15 protein-coding genes and 1 pseudogene are annotated in these 18494 nt (G+C 70.7%); 14 read left to right on the forward strand and 2 right to left on the reverse strand.

The annotated features are described in order from the left end of the window. Positions 1 to 260: pseudogene (locus AB0C75_RS19130) on the reverse strand (HAD-IB family hydrolase); the annotation flags it as partial. Positions 261 to 759: 499 nt separating this feature from the next. On the opposite strand from AB0C75_RS19130, the gene ssd reads away from it, so the two are divergent. The 7 genes from ssd (at position 760) to AB0C75_RS19165 (ending at position 5939) form a co-directional block, all read left to right on the forward strand. Further along, positions 760 to 1908 (forward strand): septum site-determining protein Ssd, encoded by a 1149-nt coding sequence (ssd, locus tag AB0C75_RS19135; protein ID WP_362892241.1) that lies wholly within the window; start codon positions 760 to 762, stop codon positions 1906 to 1908. Further along, entirely contained in the window at positions 1905 to 3053 is a 1149-nt protein-coding gene (locus AB0C75_RS19140; RefSeq protein ID WP_362892243.1) for a TadA family conjugal transfer-associated ATPase, read from the forward strand. The genes ssd and AB0C75_RS19140 overlap by 4 nt, the downstream gene beginning before the upstream one ends. Next, positions 3050 to 3919 (forward strand): type II secretion system F family protein, encoded by an 870-nt coding sequence (locus AB0C75_RS19145; RefSeq protein WP_362892245.1) that lies wholly within the window; start codon positions 3050 to 3052, stop codon positions 3917 to 3919. The genes AB0C75_RS19140 and AB0C75_RS19145 overlap by 4 nt, the downstream gene beginning before the upstream one ends. A gap of 5 nt (positions 3920 to 3924) precedes the next feature. After that, positions 3925 to 4728: a type II secretion system F family protein gene (locus AB0C75_RS19150; RefSeq protein WP_362892517.1), complete on the forward strand. Its 804-nt coding sequence runs from the start codon at positions 3925 to 3927 to the stop codon at positions 4726 to 4728. A 107-nt stretch (positions 4729 to 4835) separates the two neighbouring features. Beyond that, positions 4836 to 5090 carry a DUF4244 domain-containing protein gene (locus AB0C75_RS19155; protein WP_362892247.1) on the forward strand — a complete coding sequence of 85 codons (255 nt, stop codon included), beginning with the start codon at positions 4836 to 4838 and terminating at the stop codon, positions 5088 to 5090. Beyond that, positions 5077 to 5460, forward strand: coding sequence for a TadE family type IV pilus minor pilin (locus tag AB0C75_RS19160; protein ID WP_362892249.1), 384 nt, complete (start codon positions 5077 to 5079; stop codon positions 5458 to 5460). Before AB0C75_RS19155 ends, AB0C75_RS19160 begins: the two co-directional genes overlap by 14 nt. Positions 5461 to 5573: 113 nt before the next feature. After that, on the forward strand, positions 5574 to 5939 hold the full coding sequence (locus AB0C75_RS19165; RefSeq protein ID WP_362892251.1) for an Rv3654c family TadE-like protein: 366 nt from the start codon (positions 5574 to 5576) through the stop codon (positions 5937 to 5939). Here AB0C75_RS19165 and AB0C75_RS19170 read toward each other — a convergent pair. Beyond that, entirely contained in the window at positions 5857 to 8370 is a 2514-nt protein-coding gene (locus tag AB0C75_RS19170; RefSeq protein ID WP_362892253.1) for a DEAD/DEAH box helicase, read from the reverse strand. The two genes, AB0C75_RS19165 and AB0C75_RS19170, sit on opposite strands and share 83 nt — an antisense overlap. 79 nt (positions 8371 to 8449) lie before the next feature. Between AB0C75_RS19170 and AB0C75_RS19175 the strand changes: the two genes are divergently transcribed. The 7 genes from AB0C75_RS19175 (at position 8450) to topA (ending at position 18354) form a co-directional block, all read left to right on the forward strand. Beyond that, complete coding sequence (locus tag AB0C75_RS19175) at positions 8450 to 8803, forward strand: STAS domain-containing protein (RefSeq protein ID WP_003967428.1); 354 nt, start codon at positions 8450 to 8452, stop codon at positions 8801 to 8803. A 207-nt stretch (positions 8804 to 9010) separates the two neighbouring features. Further along, a complete protein-coding gene (locus tag AB0C75_RS19180; RefSeq protein ID WP_362892255.1) occupies positions 9011 to 9457 on the forward strand; it encodes an ATP-binding protein in 447 nt (148 codons plus the stop codon). Positions 9458 to 9749: 292 nt separating this feature from the next. Then, entirely contained in the window at positions 9750 to 12152 is a 2403-nt protein-coding gene (locus tag AB0C75_RS19185) for a sodium-translocating pyrophosphatase (protein ID WP_362892257.1), read from the forward strand. Between the two features lie 245 nt (positions 12153 to 12397). After that, complete coding sequence (locus AB0C75_RS19190) at positions 12398 to 13081, forward strand: small secreted protein (protein ID WP_362892259.1); 684 nt, start codon at positions 12398 to 12400, stop codon at positions 13079 to 13081. A gap of 86 nt (positions 13082 to 13167) precedes the next feature. After that, positions 13168 to 14670 (forward strand): methyltransferase, encoded by a 1503-nt coding sequence (locus AB0C75_RS19195; RefSeq protein ID WP_362892261.1) that lies wholly within the window; start codon positions 13168 to 13170, stop codon positions 14668 to 14670. Between the two features lie 329 nt (positions 14671 to 14999). Further along, positions 15000 to 15197: a hypothetical protein gene (locus AB0C75_RS19200; RefSeq protein WP_362892263.1), complete on the forward strand. Its 198-nt coding sequence runs from the start codon at positions 15000 to 15002 to the stop codon at positions 15195 to 15197. A 280-nt stretch (positions 15198 to 15477) separates the two neighbouring features. Then, complete coding sequence (gene topA, locus AB0C75_RS19205) at positions 15478 to 18354, forward strand: type I DNA topoisomerase (protein ID WP_362892265.1); 2877 nt, start codon at positions 15478 to 15480, stop codon at positions 18352 to 18354. Positions 18355 to 18494 lie beyond the last annotated feature (140 nt).

The raw sequence follows: 18494 nt of genomic DNA on the forward strand, positions 1-18494 counted from the left end.
TTGACCTGTTGGACGTTCCATCCCTTGCAGAGCGCCGAGAGATATTCACGCATCCGCTCCATCTGGTCGTGATCGGCGCCCCCGGCAAGGAACACGAACTGTGTGTACGCGGTGCGCAGTACGGCACGACGGTTGATCAGCCCTCCTTGGTAGAAGGACTTGCTGAAGGTCAGTGTCGATGACTTCGCAATGACCGTCTTGTCCAGGTCAAAGAAGGCTGCTGTGCGCGGCGAGAAGCGGTTATCCACAAAGGTGAGCATAGGGGCCCGCCATTCGGCGTAAAATCCGGTAGGCGGGTTTGCCTGAGAAGGGGCTCGGGTACACCATGGAAGTCACGGATCGTTCGCGACCGTGCTAACCCGGTCCGACTCCTCCCCCCCCGAGTCGGCCGTGGGGACGACCCCCGCTCTCCCCCCCGGCGGGGGTCGTCGCATGTCCGGACGCGTTTCGCGTGGAAAATCCGGACGCGCCCCCTCCTGATGCCCTGTTTGTGGCCCCTCTCGTGCGAGTTCCCTCGATCATGACTCGTCACCGTGCGTAGCGGAAGGGGTGCGCTGCGAAAGTCCCCTGTACGAGCGACAGAGATATTCACAACGCTTGAGTTGTCCACAGTTTTTGAGCAAGATCCACATGTTTTTCCGCGTCGTTGCATGTTGATTCCACCCGCGAAGTCCGTGGGTTCCGGAATCGCGCATCTCGGAAGCGTTCGAGATCGCCGCGAGACCGCACTTGGAGGAGACAGCGAGAGGGGCGGAGATCGTGGCTGGATCTATCGGGGGCGAAGGCCTGGCGAGCGCCGGAGAACGGCGGGACGGGCCGTTGATCCTCACCGAGGACCCGGATCTGTTGGACGATCTGCTCAGGCTGTGCGCGGCGGCCGGGGCGGTGCCGGAAGTGCGCCATGGGCCACCGCGGGAGAGAGGCGCCTGGGAGCGGGCCCCGATGATCCTGGTGGGTGACGACGCGGCGCGCGGGTGCCGCGGGGTGCCCCGCAGGACGGGCGTCATGCTCGTCGGACGAATCCAAGGCGACCCCGACGACCCCGGCGTCTGGCGCCGCGCGGTGGAGATCGGGGCCGATCATGTGCTGAGACTGCCTGATTCCGAAGCCTGGCTCGTCGACCAGATCGCCAATGCGGTGGAGGGCGTGGGCCGGTCGGCGCTCACCGTGGGGGTGATGGGGGGACGCGGCGGCTCGGGAGCGTCCACGCTGGCCTGTGCGCTCGCCGTGACGGCAGCGAGGTCGGGGCGAAGGACCATGCTGGTCGACGGCGATCCCTTGGGCGGCGGGATCGATGTGGTGCTCGGCGGTGAGCAGTCCGAGGGCTTGCGATGGCCGGATTTCGCCCGCTCGAAAGGGCGGCTGGGCGGAGGGGCGCTGGAGGGGGCCCTGCCCGCGCTGCACGGGCTGCGGGTGCTCAGCTGGGACAGGGACGACCAAGTGATCGTTCCGTCACAGGCCATGCGCTCGGTACTCGCTGCCGCTCGGCGGGTCGGTGGGGTGGTGGTCGTGGACCTGCCGCGGTGGTTCGACGCGAGCGTGACCGAGGCACTGGCGCAGCTGGACATCGGGCTGCTGGTCGTGCCTGGGGAGCTCAGAGCGGTCGCGGCGGCTCAGCGTGTGTCGGCCGCCGCCCGCGTGGTCCTGGAGGACCTGCGGGTCATCGCCCGTGGGCCCTACACAGCGGGCCTGGACGAGCACTGGGTGGCGCAGGCACTTGGCCTCCCACTCGTCGGTGACCTGCCCACGGAAGCCGGACTTTCATCGGCTCAGGACGGCGGTGTGCCCCCGGGCGGGAATCCCCGCGGTGCGCTGGCCCGTTTCTGTGCGGCCTTCTGGGATCTGGCGGATGCCCCGGCCCGCCCCGACGCCGTCCCCGCCGGGCCTCGCGGGGGTGGGACGTCATGACGGACGTGCTGCTCGACGCCGTACGCCAACGACTGGCCCGCAGTGGTGCGGCGCCGACCCCGGCCGGGGTGGCTGCCGCGCTGAGGGAGCAGGGCCGTCTGCTCGGTGACACGGAAGTCCTGGGCGCGGCCGAGGAACTGCGCGGCGAGCTGGTCGGCACCGGAGTGCTTGAGCGGCTGCTGGCCGACCCGGCGGTGACCGATGTGCTGGTGTCCGCTCCGGACCGGGTGTGGGTGGACCGCGGCGGTGGACTCGAGCTGACCCGCGTCGTCTTCGAGGACGCGGCGGCGGTCCGGAGGCTGGCTCAGAGGCTCGCGGCCGTGGCGGGGCGCAGGCTGGACGACGCCCGGCCGTGGGTGGACGCGCGGCTGCCGGACGGGACGCGTATGCACGCGGTCCTGCCGCCGGTGTCCGTCGGGTCGACGTGTCTCTCGCTGCGTGTGGTGCGGCCTCGCGCCTTCACGCTGGCGGAGCTCGTGGCGGCGGGGACGGTCCCGCCCGGCGGTGACCGGCTGCTGCGAGCCCTGGTGGAGGCCCGCGTCTCGTATCTGATCAGCGGAGGGACGGGCGCGGGGAAGACGACGCTGCTGTCGAGCCTGCTGGGGGCGGTCGGCGAGCGGGAGCGCATCGTGCTGGCCGAGGACTCGGCGGAACTGCGCCCGGATCACCCGCATGTGGTGCGGCTGGAGTCGCGTCCCGCCAATCAGGAAGGTGCTGGGCGCGTGACACTGCGGGACCTCGTGCGCCAGGCGCTGCGCATGCGCCCTGACCGGCTGGTGGTGGGAGAGGTCCGGGGTGCCGAGGTGACGGAGCTTCTGGCAGCCCTCAACACGGGGCACGAGGGCGGCTGCGGCACGGTGCACGCCAACGCCGCCGAGCATGTACCGGCGCGCCTGGAGGCGCTCGGGACGGCCGCGGGGCTCGACCGGGCGGCCCTGCACAGCCAGTTGGCAGCGGCGTTGTCCGTGGTGGTCCATCTCGTGCGGGACAGGGGCGGTAGGCGTCGGGTGGCCGAGGTGCATGTGCTGGAGAGGGACACCACGGGTCTGGTCATCACCGCGCCGGCGCTGCGCTGGGGCGCCGGGGGATTCGAGCCGGACCGCGGCTGGGAGCGGCTCGGGGCGCTGATCGGGGATGGGTCATGACGCCGTCGGGCTCTGACGTACTGACGCAGGTGCCCGTGTGGACGATGGCGGGATGCGCGGGTCTGGCGGGCGGTCTGGCCGTGTCCCGGGACCCGGGGGTGCGGCGGGCCCGGGTCCTGATGACCGGGCGGAGCGACGAGCAGCGGGGGGCGGCGGTTCTGGCCACGGTCCATGCGCTCTTCGCCGGGCGAAGGGAATGGCTGTGTGCCCCTGTGGCGGCCTTTCTCGCCCTGCTGGGTGAATCGGTGCTGCCGCTGCTCGCGGGCGCCGTGGCGGTCCCCCTCGTGCGGCGCTGGCTGCGTCGACGGGCACAGCGGCGCGAGCGGGAGGAGGCGGCCGACGCGGTGACGGCTCTCTGCGGGGCGGTGGTCGGTGAGCTGCGGGCAGGGCGCGAGCCCGGACAGGCGCTCCTCGCTGCCGCGCGGGATGCCGGCGCGCTGGGCGCCGCCGAGCCCGCTGTGCTGGCCGCCGCGCGGTTCGGCGGCGATGTGGCGGGCGCGTTGCGGCACGCGGCGGCGGGGCCCGGCCTCGGTGGGCTTGCGGGTATGGCCGCCTGCTGGCGGGTGGCGGTGGACGGCGGAGCCGGTCTCGCGGCAGGCCTGGCGCTCCTGGAGAAGGCGCTGCGGGGTGAGAGACGGAGACGGGAGGAGCTGCGGGCGCAGCTCGCGGGCGCGTGGTCGACGGTTGTGGTCCTGGCGCTGCTGCCCGCGGTGGGTCTGGGGCTCGGGGCGGCACTCGGAGCGAATCCGCTAGAGGTTCTGCTGCACACCCCGGGTGGACTCGTCTGCCTGGTGACGGGCGGCCTGCTGGAGGGTGCGGGGCTGTTCTGGGCGTCGCGGATCGTGCGGGCGGGGGAGGCGGTGTGAGCGGCATGCCCGGCGCGGGGGACGTGCGGGGCGCCGCCGGGACGGTGGGGACGGCCCTGGGCGCAGCCGCGTATCTCACCCTCGCGCTCACAGCCCGGCGGCACGAGCGGGCGATACGCAGACGTGGGGCGCTGTTGACCAGGTGGGAGGCGGGCGGCCCGAGGAAGCGGTGGGTGGACCCGAGGGCACATGACTGGAGCCGCGCCCGACGGTGGGCGATCTTTACTGCCGTCTGGGCGGCCGGCTGGATCCTGGTGGGCGGCCCGGCCGGGATCGGTGCGGGTCTTGCGGCGGCGTACGGCCTGCGGCGTTGGCGACGCTCCGTCAGGACGCGTGGCGCCGCCGGCCGGGACGCCGAGGCCGCTCTGATCACCCGGCAGCTGCCGATCACCGCGGATCTGCTGGCGTCCTGCCTTTCGGCGGGAGCCGGACCGCGGGACGCGGCGGAGGCGGTCGGGGAATCCATCGGCGGACCGGTCGGCGAGCGGCTGGCTCGTACGGCGGCCGAGATCCTGCTCGGAGGTGAACCGGCCGAGGCGTGGGGCCGGTTCGGGGAGTTGCCGGGTGCCGCGCCCCTGGCCCGCTGTCTTGAGCGAGCCGCGTCGACGGGTGCGCCCGCGGCGGATCCGGTTTCCAGGCTGGCCGACGAGATGCGCGCCGAGCGGGCGAGCGCGGCCGTGGCGCGTGCCCAGCGGGCGGGTGTGCTGATCACCGCGCCGGTGGGGCTCTGTTTCCTGCCCGCCTTTCTGGCGGTGGGAGTGGCGCCGGTGGTGATCGGACTGGCGACCGGTCTGTTGCACCGCGGCTGAACGGTGAGCCGATGCCCCTGTGCCGGTCCGAGGGGCGACGGGGGCGCAGTTCGAACGAAACAACGTGGGACCTGATCGAACGTGGGTTCGTGGACATGGGGGCTGAGATGAGCAGGAAAGTCAGGAACATCAGGAACGTCATGGAGCGGTCTCTGAGCGCTCTGCGCCGTACGTGGGAGGACAGGCTCGGCGCGTGTGTCCGGTGCCGTGGGCACGACCGGGGGATGACGACGTCCGAGTACGCCGTGGGCACCATCGCCGCCTGCGCGTTCGCAGCGGTGCTCTACAAGGTGGTTACCAGCGGGGCAGTGCTGTCCGCCTTGCAGTCGCTGATCAAGGGCGCACTCGATGCGAAGTTCTGAGGGGCTCCGGAGGCGCGGCAGAGGCGGCGACGGGGGAGCGGTGACGGCCGAGGCCGCCATGGCCGTCCCCGTGCTGGTGGCGTTCGTCCTGGCCCTCGTCTGGGCGCTGGTGGCCGCGGCGGACCAGATCCGCTGTGTGGACGCCGCTCGGGCCGGAGCACGCGCCGCAGCCAGGTCGGAGCCGGAGGGCTCGGTGCGGTCCGCGGCGCAGGAGGCGGCGCCCGGCCGGGCCCGCGTCGCCGTGGAGAGGTCCGGTGAGCTGTGGCGGGTCCGGGTGGAAGCGCCGACGCCGGGACCCGGACCACTGGGCCTGACACTGCGGGCCGAGGCCGTCGCGTTGGCCGAGGACACCGTCGGGGAGGAGTCATGAGGAGGACGTGGCCGAGGAGGACCGGGTCCAGGCGGACCGGGCCGAGGAGGACCGGGTCGAGGAGGTCGGGGCTGAGGAGGACGGCGGCAGGTCCCCGGGCCGAGGACCGGGGGATGGCCACGGTCTGGGCGGCCATCACGACGGCGACGCTCTGCGCGGTGTTCGCGATGGTGCTCGCTCTCGGCCAGGCCGTGGCCGCCCGGCACAGGGCCGGTGGCGCGGCGGATCTGGCGGCTCTCGCCGCGGCCGACCAGGCGCTGCGGGGCGTGGAGGCGGCGTGCGGGGCGGCCGGTGAGGTCGCCGTTGCCCAGGGGGCGGAGCTCGTGCGTTGCGGGGTCCAGGGCGAGATCGCCGACGTGACCGCCCGCGCGCGCTTCGGCCCGTACGCGCCGGAGGTCAGGTCGCGAGCGGGGCCTCCGGAGGCTCCGCCGCCCCCGGCGCTTCCTGCGGCGGGGACGCGTCCTGCGGTGCGGTCCTGAGTAGCTCGGTCAGGAGGCGCACGGCGCCCCGTTTGTGCAGGGGTTCGTTGCCGTTGCCGCACTTGGGGGACTGGATGCAGGACGGGCAGCCCGCCTCGCAGTCGCAGGACGCGATGGCCTGACGCGTGGCCGTGAGCCAGGTACGGGCCGTGTGGAAGGCGCGCTCGGCGAAGCCGGCACCTCCCGGATGGCCGTCGTAGACGAAGACTGTGGGAAGGAGCGTGTCGGGGTGCAGCGGAACGGAGACACCGCCGATGTCCCAGCGGTCGCAGGTGGCGAAGAGCGGCAGCATCCCGATCGAGGCGTGTTCGGCGGCGTGCAAGGCGCCCCCGAGGATCTCCGGGGTGATCCGGGCGGCATCGAGCTGATCCTCGGTGACGGTCCACCACACGGCGCGGGTGCGCAGGGTGCGGGGCGGCAGGTCGAGCTTGGTCTCGCCCAGGACCTCTCCGGTGATCAGCCGGCGGCGCAGGAAGGAGACGACCTGGTTGGTGACCTCGACGGAGCCGAAGCAGAGCCGCCCGTCACCCCACGGGATCTCGGTGTCGGTCTCCAGCACGGCGATCGCTGTCGTGTCGCGGGCGTTGGTCGAATACGGGGGGACGGCTTCCTCCACCAGGGCCACCGAATCCTCCAGATCCAGCCTACGGACGAGGTACGTCCGGCCCTGGTGGAGGTGGACGGCGCCCTCGTGAACAGCGGTGTGCGCCGCCGATTCGTCCACGGTTCCCAGCAGCCTGCCCGTGCCTTCCTCGACGATCTGGACCGGACGGCCACCTCCGCCGCGGATGTCGGTGAGGTCGGCGGCGCGTTCGCGGCGGGTCCAGTGCCAGCCCGTCGGCCGCCTGCGCAGCAGTTTCGCGGCCTCCAGCTGCGGCAGAAGCTCGGGGACCGCGGGGCCGAAGAGCGCGATGTCGGTTTCCGTGAGGGGGAGTTCCGCAGCGGCGGCGCACAGGTGGGGAGCAAGGACGTAGGGGTTGTCCGGGTCCAGGACGGTCGATTCCACGGGCTGCTCGAACAACGCCTCGGGGTGGTGGACGAGGAAGGTGTCCAGCGGGTCGTCCCGGGCCACGAGGACGGCGAGGGCGCCCTGCCCCGAGCGTCCGGCGCGGCCGGCCTGTTGCCAGAGGGAGGCACGGGTCCCCGGATAGCCGGCGATGACGACGGCGTCCAGGCCCGAGACGTCGATGCCGAGCTCCAGGGCGGTCGTGGCGGCCAGTCCGAGCAGGTCTCCGGAGTGCAGCGCGCGCTCCAGGGCCCGGCGTTCCTCGGGCAGATAACCGCCGCGGTAGGCCGCGACGCGCCCGGGCAGCGAGCGGTCCACCTCGGCGAGCCGCTCCTTGGCGATCAGGGAGATGAGCTCGGCGCCGCGCCGGGAGCGCACGAAGGCGACCGAACGCACGCCCTGGAGGGTCAGGTCGGTCAGGAGGTCGGCGGTCTCGGCCGTGGCGGTACGGCGTACGGGGGCCCCCTTCTCGCCGTGCAGCTCGGTCAGCGGCGGCTCCCAGAGGGCGAAGACCATCTCGCCGCGGGGCGAGGCGTCGTCGGAGACCTCCTTGACGGGAAGACCTGTGAGGCGGCCCGCGGCGACCGAGGGCTGCGCGGCGGTGGCGGAGGCGAGGAGGAAGACGGGGTCGGATCCGTAGCGGGCGCAGAGGCGGCGCAGACGGCGCAGCACCTGGGCGACATGGGAGCCGAATACGCCCCGATAGGTGTGGCACTCGTCGATGACCACGAAGCGAAGGGAGCGGAGGAAGGACGCCCAGCGGGGGTGGGACGGAAGTATGCCCCGGTGCAGCATGTCGGGGTTCGTCAGGACGTAATTGGCGTACTGGCGCACCCATTCGCGTTCTTCGACCGGCGTGTCCCCGTCGTAGACCGCCGGCCGGATCGCGGAGCCGAGTGGGGCCGCGAGCGCCTTCACCGCACGGCGCTGGTCGGCGGCCAGAGCCTTGGTGGGGGCGAGGTACAGGGCGGTGGAGCCGCGGCCGTTCGGGGCCTCGGAGCCGTCGAGGAGGGTGCTGAGCACCGGAGCGAGGTAGGCGAGCGACTTTCCGGACGCCGTCCCGGTGGCGATCACGACGGACTCGCCGTCCAGGGCGTGCTCGGCCGCGGAGGCCTGGTGCGCCCACGGATGGCCGATTCCGGCCCGGCCGATTGCCGAGATCACTTCCGGCCGGATGCGGTCCGGCCAGAGGGCATGGGTTCCCGTCCGCGGGGGCAGGTGCTCCGTATGAGTGATGCGCGCTGCCCGGCCCGCCGCTGCGGCGAGCCGGTCGAGAACCACCGTGGGAGAGGGGCGCGAGCCCGCGTTCTCGGGTGGTCGACTGGGGCGGTGATTCTTGGCCATCGGCACCGAGTGTGTCACTGGCGTGACGGACAATGGCCCCAAGGCGTCGTGCATGGCTGCTGGTAAGTGATTGAATGCCATCGCGGCTGGCGATCCGTCCCCTGGCCTCCGTCGGGGAGACCGAGGGGCGACCGCTCGATAGCAAGGTGCTGGAGGATCCGTGGACCTGTCCCTGTCGACTCGCAATGTGTCCGGGCCTGGTGGCGACCGTACGGTCGTCGAGGTCGGTGGCGAGATTGATGTGTATACCGCGCCCAAGCTGCGCGAGCAGTTGGTCGAGTTGGTGAATGACGGCAGCTACCACCTGGTTGTCGACATGGAAGGCGTCGACTTCCTCGACTCCACCGGCCTCGGCGTGCTCGTGGGCGGCTTGAAGCGTGTCCGGGCCCATGAGGGCTCGCTGCGCCTGGTGTGCAACCAGGAGCGCATTCTCAAGATCTTCCGGATCACAGGTCTGACCAAGGTGTTTCCCATCCACACCACGGTCGACGAGGCTGTCGCCGCCACCGACTGAACCGTCGGATGCGGGTCGGCAGCGCCAAGGCCGATCAGCAGGCAGTGACAGACCGGCAGACGGCAGCAGACGGGCCGTCATGAGCAGGCGGTCGGCCATGTGGTCGGCTGCCGGCTTCGTCGGTTCTCGGAAGAGAATGAGAACAGGGGTACCGGGCGTCACGCCCGGGCCCCTGAGATGCACGCCCGTACGTTCGAGGGGGATGGCATGCCAACCGTTGAACTCCGCTTCAGCGCTCAGCCCGAACACGTCAGGACGGCCCGCCTCGTGGCAGCCGCCGTGGCGCGCCGGGCCGGCGTCGACGAGGCGGTGCTCGACGAGGTCAGACTCGCGGTCGGTGAGGCGTGCAGTCGCGCCGTGGGACTGCATCGGAGCCATGACATCGCCGCCCCGGTCACGGTCGTTCTGACCGAGGAGGAGAAGGCGTTCTCCATCGAGGTCGGCGATGGGCTTCCCGCCCCTGGCAGCGATGCGGCGCAGGGAGCGGCCGGTGGCGGAGGTCCGGACGATCCGGAGACCGAGGCCGACAGCGAGGACGAAATGGGCCTCGCGGTCATCAGCGGACTGGTCGACGACGTGGAGGTCCGCACGGGTGCGGACGGCGGAGTGATCCGCATGACCTGGCCGACGGCCCCCGCCGTAGCGCTTCCCTGACCTTTCCCTGCTCCTGGCCTTTCCCTGCTCCTGACCCTGACCATTTCCGACCCACGGGCCCTGCTGAGCAGGGCCTTTTTTGTTCGGGCTTGATCCATCGGGTAGATCAATGATCTCCGGAAATTAAGTGCGCCATGCGTCAGCCCCATTACTGCATTCGGGTTCCGGTGCGAGCGAGATCATTTGTCATTGGGTGGACGGAAGTCGATTTCATTGACCACCCACTGTTTTGATCAGGCTATTCTCCCTACAATCCGTCCACGTCTTGAGCGCTCAGCGTCAAGGAGGACGTATGGCGGAGTTCTTCAACACCCCACTGGCTGAACTGACGCACGGTTCCGTACCTTCCGGCCGGTCCACCTCACTCGCAGCCGCAGTACTCACCGACGGCAACCGGCTGATCGTCGTCGTCATCGCGGTCGTCGCCCTAGCCGCACTGGTCGTGGCCCAGCTGCTGGTACGCCAGGTGCTGGCGGCCGGCCAAGGCACCGAACGCATGAAAGAGATCGCGGCGGCCGTTCAGGAAGGCGCGAATGCCTATCTGACCCGGCAGCTGCGGACCGTCGGCATCTTCGCCGTCGTCGTGTTCTTCCTGCTCCTGCTGCTTCCGGCCGACAACTGGTCGCAGCGTGCGGGGCGCTCGCTGTTCTTCCTGGTGGGTGCGCTTTTCTCGGCGGCCACCGGATACATCGGTATGCGGCTCGCCGTCCGCAGTAATGTGCGCGTGGCCGCTGCCGCGCGTGAGGCGACTCCGGCGGAGGGTGAACCGGAGAAAGATCTCACCACCGTTTCCCACAAAGCGATGAAGATCGCTTTTCGTACCGGCGGTGTGGTCGGCATGATCACGGTGGGCCTCGGCCTGCTCGGCGCCTCCTGCGTGGTGCTCGTCTACGCCGCCGACGCGCCCAAGGTGCTGGAGGGGTTCGGCCTCGGCGCCGCGCTGATCGCCATGTTCATGAGGGTCGGCGGCGGCATCTTCACCAAGGCCGCCGACGTGGGCGCTGACCTCGTGGGCAAGGTCGAGCAGGGCATCCCCGAGGACGACCCACGCAATGCCGCCACCATCGCCGACAACGTGGGTGACAACGTCGGCGACTGCGCGGGCATGGCCGCCGACCTCTTCGAGTCGTACGCCGTGACGCTCGTGGCCGCACTCATCCTGGGCAAGGCCGCCTTCGGTGACGCCGGGCTCGCCTTTCCGCTGATCGTTCCGGCGATCGGGGTGGTCACGGCGATGATCGGGATCTTCGCCGTCGCTCCCCGGCGCGCCGACCGCAGCGGGATGAGTGCCATCAACCGTGGATTCTTCGTGTCCGCCGTGATCTCGCTCGTCCTCGTGGCCGTGGCCGTCTTCGTCTACCTGCCCTCGTCGTACGCCGGGCTGGACGGCGTCACCGACGGCGCCATCGCCTCGCACGGCGGCGACCCGCGTGTGTTCGCCCTGGTCGCCGTGGCCATCGGGATCGTGCTCGCCGCCCTCATCCAGCAGCTCACCGGCTACTTCACCGAGACCGGCCGGCGCCCCGTCCGTGACATCGGGAAGTCCTCGCTGACGGGGCCGGCCACCGTCGTGCTCGCGGGCATCTCCATAGGGCTGGAGTCGGCCGTCTACACCGCGCTCCTGATCGGGCTGGGCGTCTACGGCGCGTTCCTGCTCGGTGGTACGTCGATCATGCTGGCGCTCTTCGCGGTCGCCCTGGCAGGGACCGGCCTGCTCACCACCGTGGGCGTCATCGTCGCGATGGACACCTTCGGCCCGGTCTCCGACAACGCCCAGGGCATCGCCGAGATGTCCGGGGACGTCACGGGGGCGGGGGCCCAGGTCCTCACGGACCTGGACGCCGTCGGCAACACGACCAAGGCCATCACCAAGGGCATCGCGATCGCCACGGCGGTCCTGGCCGCGGCCGCGCTCTTCGGCTCGTACCGGGACGCCATCGCCACCGCCGTCGACGACGTGGGCGCAAGGGCGGGAGAGCTGGGGCTGAGCCTGGACATCTCGCAGCCGAACAATCTGGTGGGCCTGATCCTCGGAGCCGCGGTCGTCTTCCTCTTCTCCGGTCTTGCCATCAGCGCGGTCTCCCGTTCGGCGGGGGCCGTGGTCCACGAGGTGCGGCGGCAGTTCCGGGAGCACCCCGGGATCATGGACCACACGGAGAAGCCGGAGTACGGCCGGGTCGTCGACATCTGCACCAAGGACGCGCTGCGCGAGCTGGCCACACCCGGGCTGCTCGCGGTCCTGGCGCCGATCGCCGTGGGATTCACCCTCGGCGTCGGGGCCCTCGGTTCGTATCTCGCGGGCGCCATCGCCACCGGCACCCTGATGGCGGTCTTCCTCGCCAACTCGGGTGGCGCGTGGGACAACGCCAAGAAGCTCGTCGAGGACGGCCACCACGGCGGCAAGGGCAGCGACGCCCACGCCGCGACGGTCATCGGCGACACGGTCGGCGACCCGTTCAAGGACACGGCGGGCCCTGCCATCAACCCGCTTCTCAAGGTGATGAATCTCGTGGCCCTGCTCATCGCACCCGCGGTGGTGCAGTTCAGTTACGGCGATGACGCGAGTGCCGGCGTTCGGACCCTGGTGGCCGTCATCGCCATCGTCGTCATCATCGGTGCCGTCTATGTGTCGAAACGGAGGGGCATCGCCGTGGGCGACAGCGACAGCGACAGCGAGAGCGTGGCTCCTCACTGATACGCGCTCAGCGCGGCGGCGGACGGCGTGTCCTGATGCGCCGTCCGCCGTTTTCACTCCCGGGCGTATCTCTCCCCGGCCCGAGGGACCGGACATGTGTCCGAGTGGGCAGGTGAGTTGTATCTCCCTGGTTTCGCTTGGTGCAAATGGCTGCAAAAGAATATATATCGGAAGCCCAGCGCCTGATTGTCGCCCACTTGGCGTGTAAGTTCCGGGGCCGAGAGCCTTGGAAGGGACCCAATCCGGTGAACAAGAAGCTTGCAGCCGCACTGTCCGGCGGTGCGGTACTCGTACTGACGCTGTCGGGCTGCAGCGACGACAGCGACGACAAGGTGAACGACTGGGCGAAGAAGGTCTGCGACCAGGTTCAGCCGCAGCTGCAGAAGATCGCGAACGCCAATGCCGCGATCCAGCAGCAGACGGCCGACAACAGCAAGCCCGCTGACGTCCAGAAGACCGACTCGGCCGCCTTCCAGCAGATCTCCAAGGCCTACAAGGCACTGGGCGCGGCCGTGAAGTCGGCCGGCGCGCCTCCCGTGGACGGCGGGGAGAGCACCCAGAAGGAGGCGGTGAAGGAACTCAACGCCTCCTCGGTGGCCTACGCGAACCTGAAGACGAAGGTCGACGCGCTCGACACGAAGGACCAGGCGAAGTTCGCCGACGGTCTGAAGGACATCGCCGACGAGCTGACCAAGATCAGCACCAACGGTGACCAGGCGCTGAAGAAGCTTCAGTCCGGCGATGTCGGCTCCGCGATGGCCAAGCAGAAGGGCTGCCAGAAGCCGACGGCCTCGGCTCCGCCCGCCGCCGGCTCGTCCGATTCGGCGTCGGAGGGTTCGGAGGCTTCGAAGGATTCGGGGACCGCGTCGGATTCGGAGTCGCCTTCGAAGGCCGCGTCGCCCTCGGCCTCGGCGAGTGAGAAGTCGTAGCGGAGGAACCTCCCCCGCAGCGGTCCGGCAGCCCTCGTGGGCGCCGGGCCGCTGCCGTTGTCGGTGGGAACGGCCACAATGGTCGGGTGAGTACGTCCAGCCTTCCCGCATCCGACCGTGCCCCCCGGCTCCGCGAAGCCCTGATCGCCGCCGCCTTCACCGCCGACGGCCTCCTCGAACGCCTCGGTGCGCCCGCGTACGCCGCGCTCGCCCGCAGCGAGACCGTCCCGGCGCTCCGGGCCACCCGTGGGGATTCACGGCTCGACACGCTGGTGCGGCTGTTCCTTCTGCAGCGTCCCGTCCCGGCGACCGCCGCCGCCGCGGCCCTCCCGCTGGGGGAGTGCGAACAGGACGGCTGGGTGGTCCGCGAGGGCGATCTGGTCAGAGCGACCGTCGATGTCAGGCCCTACGGCGGGCCCGAGGGCCAGGACTGGTTCATCGTCTCCGACCTGGGCTGCGCTGTCGGCGGTGCCGGCGGCATCGGCTCCCACGAGGAAGGTGTCGTCCTGGGAGTCGGTGGGGCCTCCACCACGCTCGCCGGCATCACCGTGCGCAGGCCCGTGGCCTCGGCCCTCGACGTCGGTACGGGCTCCGGAATCCAGGCCCTGCACGCCGCCCAGCACGCCACCGCGGTCACGGCCACGGACGTCAACCCGCGTGCTCTGGAATTCACCCGCCTCACTCTCGCCCTGTCCGGAGCCGCCCCTGCCGACCTGCGGGAGGGCTCGCTCTTCGAGCCCGTCGGTGCCCAGACGTACGACCTGATCGTGTCCAACCCGCCCTTCGTCATCTCGCCCGGTGCCCGGCTGACGTATCGCGACGGGGGCATGGGCGGTGACGACCTGTGCCGGACCCTCGTGCAGCAGGCCGGGGACCGGCTCAACGAGGGCGGTTACGCGCAGTTCCTCGCCAACTGGCAGCACGTGGAGGGCGAGGAGTGGCAGGACCGGGTGCGCTCCTGGGTGCCCGCCGGCTGTGACGCCTGGATCGTGCAGCGCGAGGTGCAGGACGTCACGCAGTACGCCGAGCTGTGGCTGCGCGACAGCGGCGACCACCGCACCGACCCCGCTGTGTACACAGAGCGCTATGAGGCCTGGCTGGACGAGTTCGAGGCCAGGAACACCAGAGCCGTGGGCTTCGGCTGGATCACCCTGCGGAAGTCCGCGTCCGCCGCCGGGAATCCCTCGGTCGTGGCCGAGGAGTGGCCGCACGCGGTGGAGCAGCCCCTCGGGCCCGCGGTCGAGGCTCACTTCGCGCGGCAGGACTATCTGCGGGAGCACGACGACGCGGCGCTGCTCGGAGCGCACTTCACCCTCGCCGACGAGGTCGTGCAGGAGCAGGTCGGCCTGCCCGGTGCGGAGGATCCCGAGCACGTGGTGCTGCGTCAGCACCGCGGTATGCGCCGGGCGACCAAGGTCGACGCAGTCGGTGCGGGATTCGCGGGCGTGTGCGACGGTTCGCTGCCCGCGGGCCGGATTCTGGACGCCATCGCGCAGCTGATGGCCGAGGACCCGGTGCTGCTGCGCGACCGTACGCCGCAGGCGATCCGGCTGCTGGTCGAGGAGGGCTTCATCGAGCCCGTGCGGTGATACGGCGGTGCACGGGCGGCCCTGATGCCCTGACCCGGCCTGATCCCGTGACCCGACCTGACTCGACCTGATCCCATGCCCCGGCCTGATCCCATGACCCGAACTGCCCGAACCGCCCCCATGATCCGACCTGGCCCTTGATCCGAACGAAAGCGCCCGGCGCGGGTCCTTCCCGCGACCGTTCCCCGGCAGCCGCGCGGCGTTCATCCGGGGTTAGTCCCGACGCCGCCCCCGCGTGGCAGCCTCCCCACTGCCGAGCCGCCCGCACATCGCGGCGGCGTACGAGCGCCACGGCGGCAGCCGTGGGGACGAGGGTGAGGGGTTCGGACATGGAGAGTGCCGCCGCGGTCTTCGCCGGTGCTGCCTTCGCACTGTTCGGTGCGGCCCTCCTCGTCTGGACAGGGGCGCGCACCATCCAGCGCGCGCCGGTCGCCCTCGGTGTGAGCCCCGTCGCCTCCACCGTGCTCGCCACGCTCTTCGGCGTACTCTTCCTCGTTCTCGGCGTGTGGTGCTTCACCCGCATCTGATCCACTTCTGCGACAGGCGCGACGGGCGCCGCGCAGTCGCCCGTGGGTTCCCCCCGGGAGGGCGCCGAAACCCGCAGGCGAGGGCCCCGCGAGGAGCGGACCCGGCAGTCCGGGCGGCAGGAGTGGCGGAAGTCGGGTTACCGTTCGAGTGGCCGTTGCGGGCTTTTGCCGTTTGACACGGGGGCGGGTTGTACCGTCACACTCCGCAGCGACAGCACCGCGGGCAGCGTCAGAGGGCTGCCCGGATGCCCACGAGTGCCGACCGGAGAGAAGAGCGAAGTTGTCCCCGACCAGCGAGACCGCAGGCCGCCGACTCGTCATTGTCGAGTCGCCTGCCAAGGCGAAGACGATCAAGGGCTATCTCGGCCCCGGATACGTCGTCGAGGCGAGCGTCGGGCACATCCGCGACCTGCCGAACGGCGCCGCCGAGGTGCCGGACGAGTACACCGGTGAGGTACGCCGCCTCGGCGTGGACGTCGAAAACGACTTCCAGCCGATCTATGTCGTCAACGCCGACAAGAAATCCCAGGTCAGGAAGCTCAAGCAGCTCCTCGCCGAATCCGACGAACTCTTCCTCGCCACCGATGAGGACCGCGAGGGCGAAGCCATCGCGTGGCACCTGCAGGAAGTCCTCAAGCCCAAGGTCCCGGTCCACCGGATGGTCTTCCACGAGATCACCAAGGACGCGATCCGCGCCGCCGTCGCCAACCCGCGCGAGCTCAACCAGCGCATGGTCGACGCCCAGGAGACCCGCCGCATCCTCGACCGTCTCTACGGCTACGAGGTCTCGCCGGTCCTGTGGAAGAAGGTCATGCCGCGGCTCTCCGCGGGCCGAGTCCAGTCCGTCGCCACGCGCCTGGTCGTCGAGCGGGAGCGCGAGCGCATCGCCTTCCGCTCCGCCGAGTACTGGGACCTGACCGGCACGTTCGCCACCGGACGCACCGGTGACGCCTCCGACCCCTCGACGCTCACCGCCCGCCTCAGCGCGGTCGACGGGCGCCGCATCGCCCAGGGCCGTGACTTCGGCCCCGACGGGCAGCTGAAGCAGGGATCCGCGCAGACGCTGCACCTGGACGAGACGAACGCCCGGGCCCTGGCCGCCGCGCTCGCCGACTCCGCGTTCGCGGTCCGCTCGGTCGAGTCGAAGCCGTACCGCCGCTCCCCGTACGCCCCCTTCCGCACGACGACCCTCCAGCAGGAGGCGAGCCGCAAGCTGGGCTTCGGGGCCAAGGCCACGATGCAGGTGGCGCAGAAGCTGTACGAGAACGGCTTCATCACCTATATGCGTACGGACTCCACGACCCTCTCGGACACCGCGGTCTCCGCGGCCCGTGCCCAGGTCACGCAGCTGTACGGGGCGAATTACCTGCCCGACAAGCCCCGGACGTACGCCGGGAAGGTCAAGAACGCGCAGGAGGCGCACGAGGCGATCCGCCCCTCGGGCGACCGCTTCCGCACCCCGGCGGAGACGGGCCTCACCGGCGACCAGTTCCGGCTGTACGAGCTGATCTGGAAGCGGACCGTCGCCTCCCAGATGAAGGACGCCGTCGGTAACTCCGTCACCGTCAAGATCGGTGGACGGGCGAGCGACGGCCGGGACGCCGAGTTCTCCGCGTCCGGCAAGACGATCACCTTCCACGGCTTCATGAAGGCGTACGTCGAGGGCGCGGACGACCCGAACGCCGAGCTGGACGACCGTGAGCGCCGGCTGCCGCAGGTCGCCGAGGGCGACGCGCTGACCGCCGACGAGGTCACGGTCGACGGTCACGCGACCAAGCCGCCGGCCCGCTACACCGAGGCCTCGCTGGTCAAGGAGCTGGAAGAGCGCGAGATCGGCCGTCCGTCGACGTACGCCTCGATCATCGGCACCATCCTCGACCGCGGCTACGTGTTCAAGAAGGGCACGGCCCTGGTGCCGTCGTTCCTCTCGTTCGCCGTGGTCAACCTGCTGGAGAAGCACTTCGGCCGGCTCGTCGACTACGACTTCACCGCCCGCATGGAGGACGACCTCGACCGCATCGCGCGGGGCGAGGCGCAGTCCGTGCCGTGGCTGCGGCACTTCTACTTCGGGACCGGCGACGGCACGACCGGCGCGGGCACCGCCCCGGCCGCCTCCGCCGCGGGCAACGGTGACGGGGACCACCTCGGCGGCCTGAAGGAGCTCGTCACCGACCTGGGCGCGATCGACGCACGAGAGATCTCCTCGTTCCCCGTCGGCAATGACATCAAGCTCCGTGTCGGCCGCTACGGCCCGTACATCGAGCGTGGTGAGAAGGACTCCGAGGGCCACCAGCGCGCGGACGTACCGGAGGACCTGGCGCCCGACGAGCTGTCCGTGGAGTACGCGGAGGAGCTGCTGGCCAAGCCCAGCGGCGACTTCGAGCTCGGCACCGACCCGGTCAGCGGTCACCAGATCGTGGCCAAGGACGGGCGCTACGGGCCGTACGTCACCGAGGTGCTGCCCGAGGGCACCCCGAAGACCGGCAAGAACGCGGTGAAGCCGCGGACGGCGTCACTCTTCAAGTCCATGTCGCTCGATACGGTGACGCTGGCGGACGCCCTGAAGCTGATGTCGCTGCCGAGGGTCGTCGGTGAGGACGCCGAAGGCGTCGAGATCACCGCGCAGAACGGCCGCTACGGGCCCTACCTCAAGAAGGGCACGGACTCGCGTTCCCTGACGTCCGAGGACCAGCTCTTCGACATCACGCTCGAAGAGGCCCTCGCGATCTACGCGCAGCCGAAGCAGCGCGGGCGGGCCGCGGCCAAGCCGCCGCTGAAGGAACTGGGAACGGACCCGGTGAGTGGCGCCCCGGTGGTCGTGAAGGACGGCCGCTTCGGCGCGTACGTCACCGACGGCGAGACGAACGCGACGCTGCGCACCGACGACAGTGTCGAGGACATCACGCCGGAGCGCGGCTACGAGCTGCTCGCCGAGAAGCGGGCCAAGGGGCCGGCGAAGAAGAAGACGGCGAAGAAGGCTCCGGCCAAGAAGGCCACCGCGAAGAAGGCCACGACGGCGAAGAAGACGACCGCCAAGAAGACGGCCGCCACCAAGACGACGGCCGCCAAGAAGACGACCACCGCCAAGAAGGCGCCGGCGAAGAAGGCGGCCACCGCGTCGAAGAAGGCGGCTTCGGCTTCGTCCGAGGAGAGCTGACCGCCCCCGCAGCAGCAGGCCGTGAGGCCGCGAACGCCGGAAGGGCCGGGGTGACCCCGGCTCTTCCGGCGTTCGCGCGACGCGCTGCCCGGTCCCCCCTTGCGCATATGTTCGGACGCGGCCCCCGGGCACCGCACCGC

It is taken from the genome of Streptomyces sp. NPDC048565, assembly GCF_040650935.1.
Taxonomy (GTDB): Bacteria; Actinomycetota; Actinomycetes; order Streptomycetales; family Streptomycetaceae; genus Streptomyces.

Coding starts and splice junctions, on each gene's coding strand:
- AB0C75_RS19180 (WP_362892255.1), top strand. CDS start 9,011: ATGCCAACCGTTGAACTCCGCTTCAGCGCTCAGCCCGAACACGTCAGG.
- AB0C75_RS19150 (WP_362892517.1), top strand. CDS start 3,925: ATGCCCGGCGCGGGGGACGTGCGGGGCGCCGCCGGGACGGTGGGGACG.
- AB0C75_RS19160 (WP_362892249.1), top strand. CDS start 5,077: ATGCGAAGTTCTGAGGGGCTCCGGAGGCGCGGCAGAGGCGGCGACGGG.
- AB0C75_RS19200 (WP_362892263.1), top strand. CDS start 15,000: ATGGAGAGTGCCGCCGCGGTCTTCGCCGGTGCTGCCTTCGCACTGTTC.
- AB0C75_RS19145 (WP_362892245.1), top strand. CDS start 3,050: ATGACGCCGTCGGGCTCTGACGTACTGACGCAGGTGCCCGTGTGGACG.
- AB0C75_RS19170 (WP_362892253.1), bottom strand. CDS start 8,370: ATGGCATTCAATCACTTACCAGCAGCCATGCACGACGCCTTGGGGCCA.
- AB0C75_RS19185 (WP_362892257.1), top strand. CDS start 9,750: ATGGCGGAGTTCTTCAACACCCCACTGGCTGAACTGACGCACGGTTCC.
- AB0C75_RS19165 (WP_362892251.1), top strand. CDS start 5,574: ATGGCCACGGTCTGGGCGGCCATCACGACGGCGACGCTCTGCGCGGTG.
- AB0C75_RS19140 (WP_362892243.1), top strand. CDS start 1,905: ATGACGGACGTGCTGCTCGACGCCGTACGCCAACGACTGGCCCGCAGT.
- AB0C75_RS19155 (WP_362892247.1), top strand. CDS start 4,836: ATGAGCAGGAAAGTCAGGAACATCAGGAACGTCATGGAGCGGTCTCTG.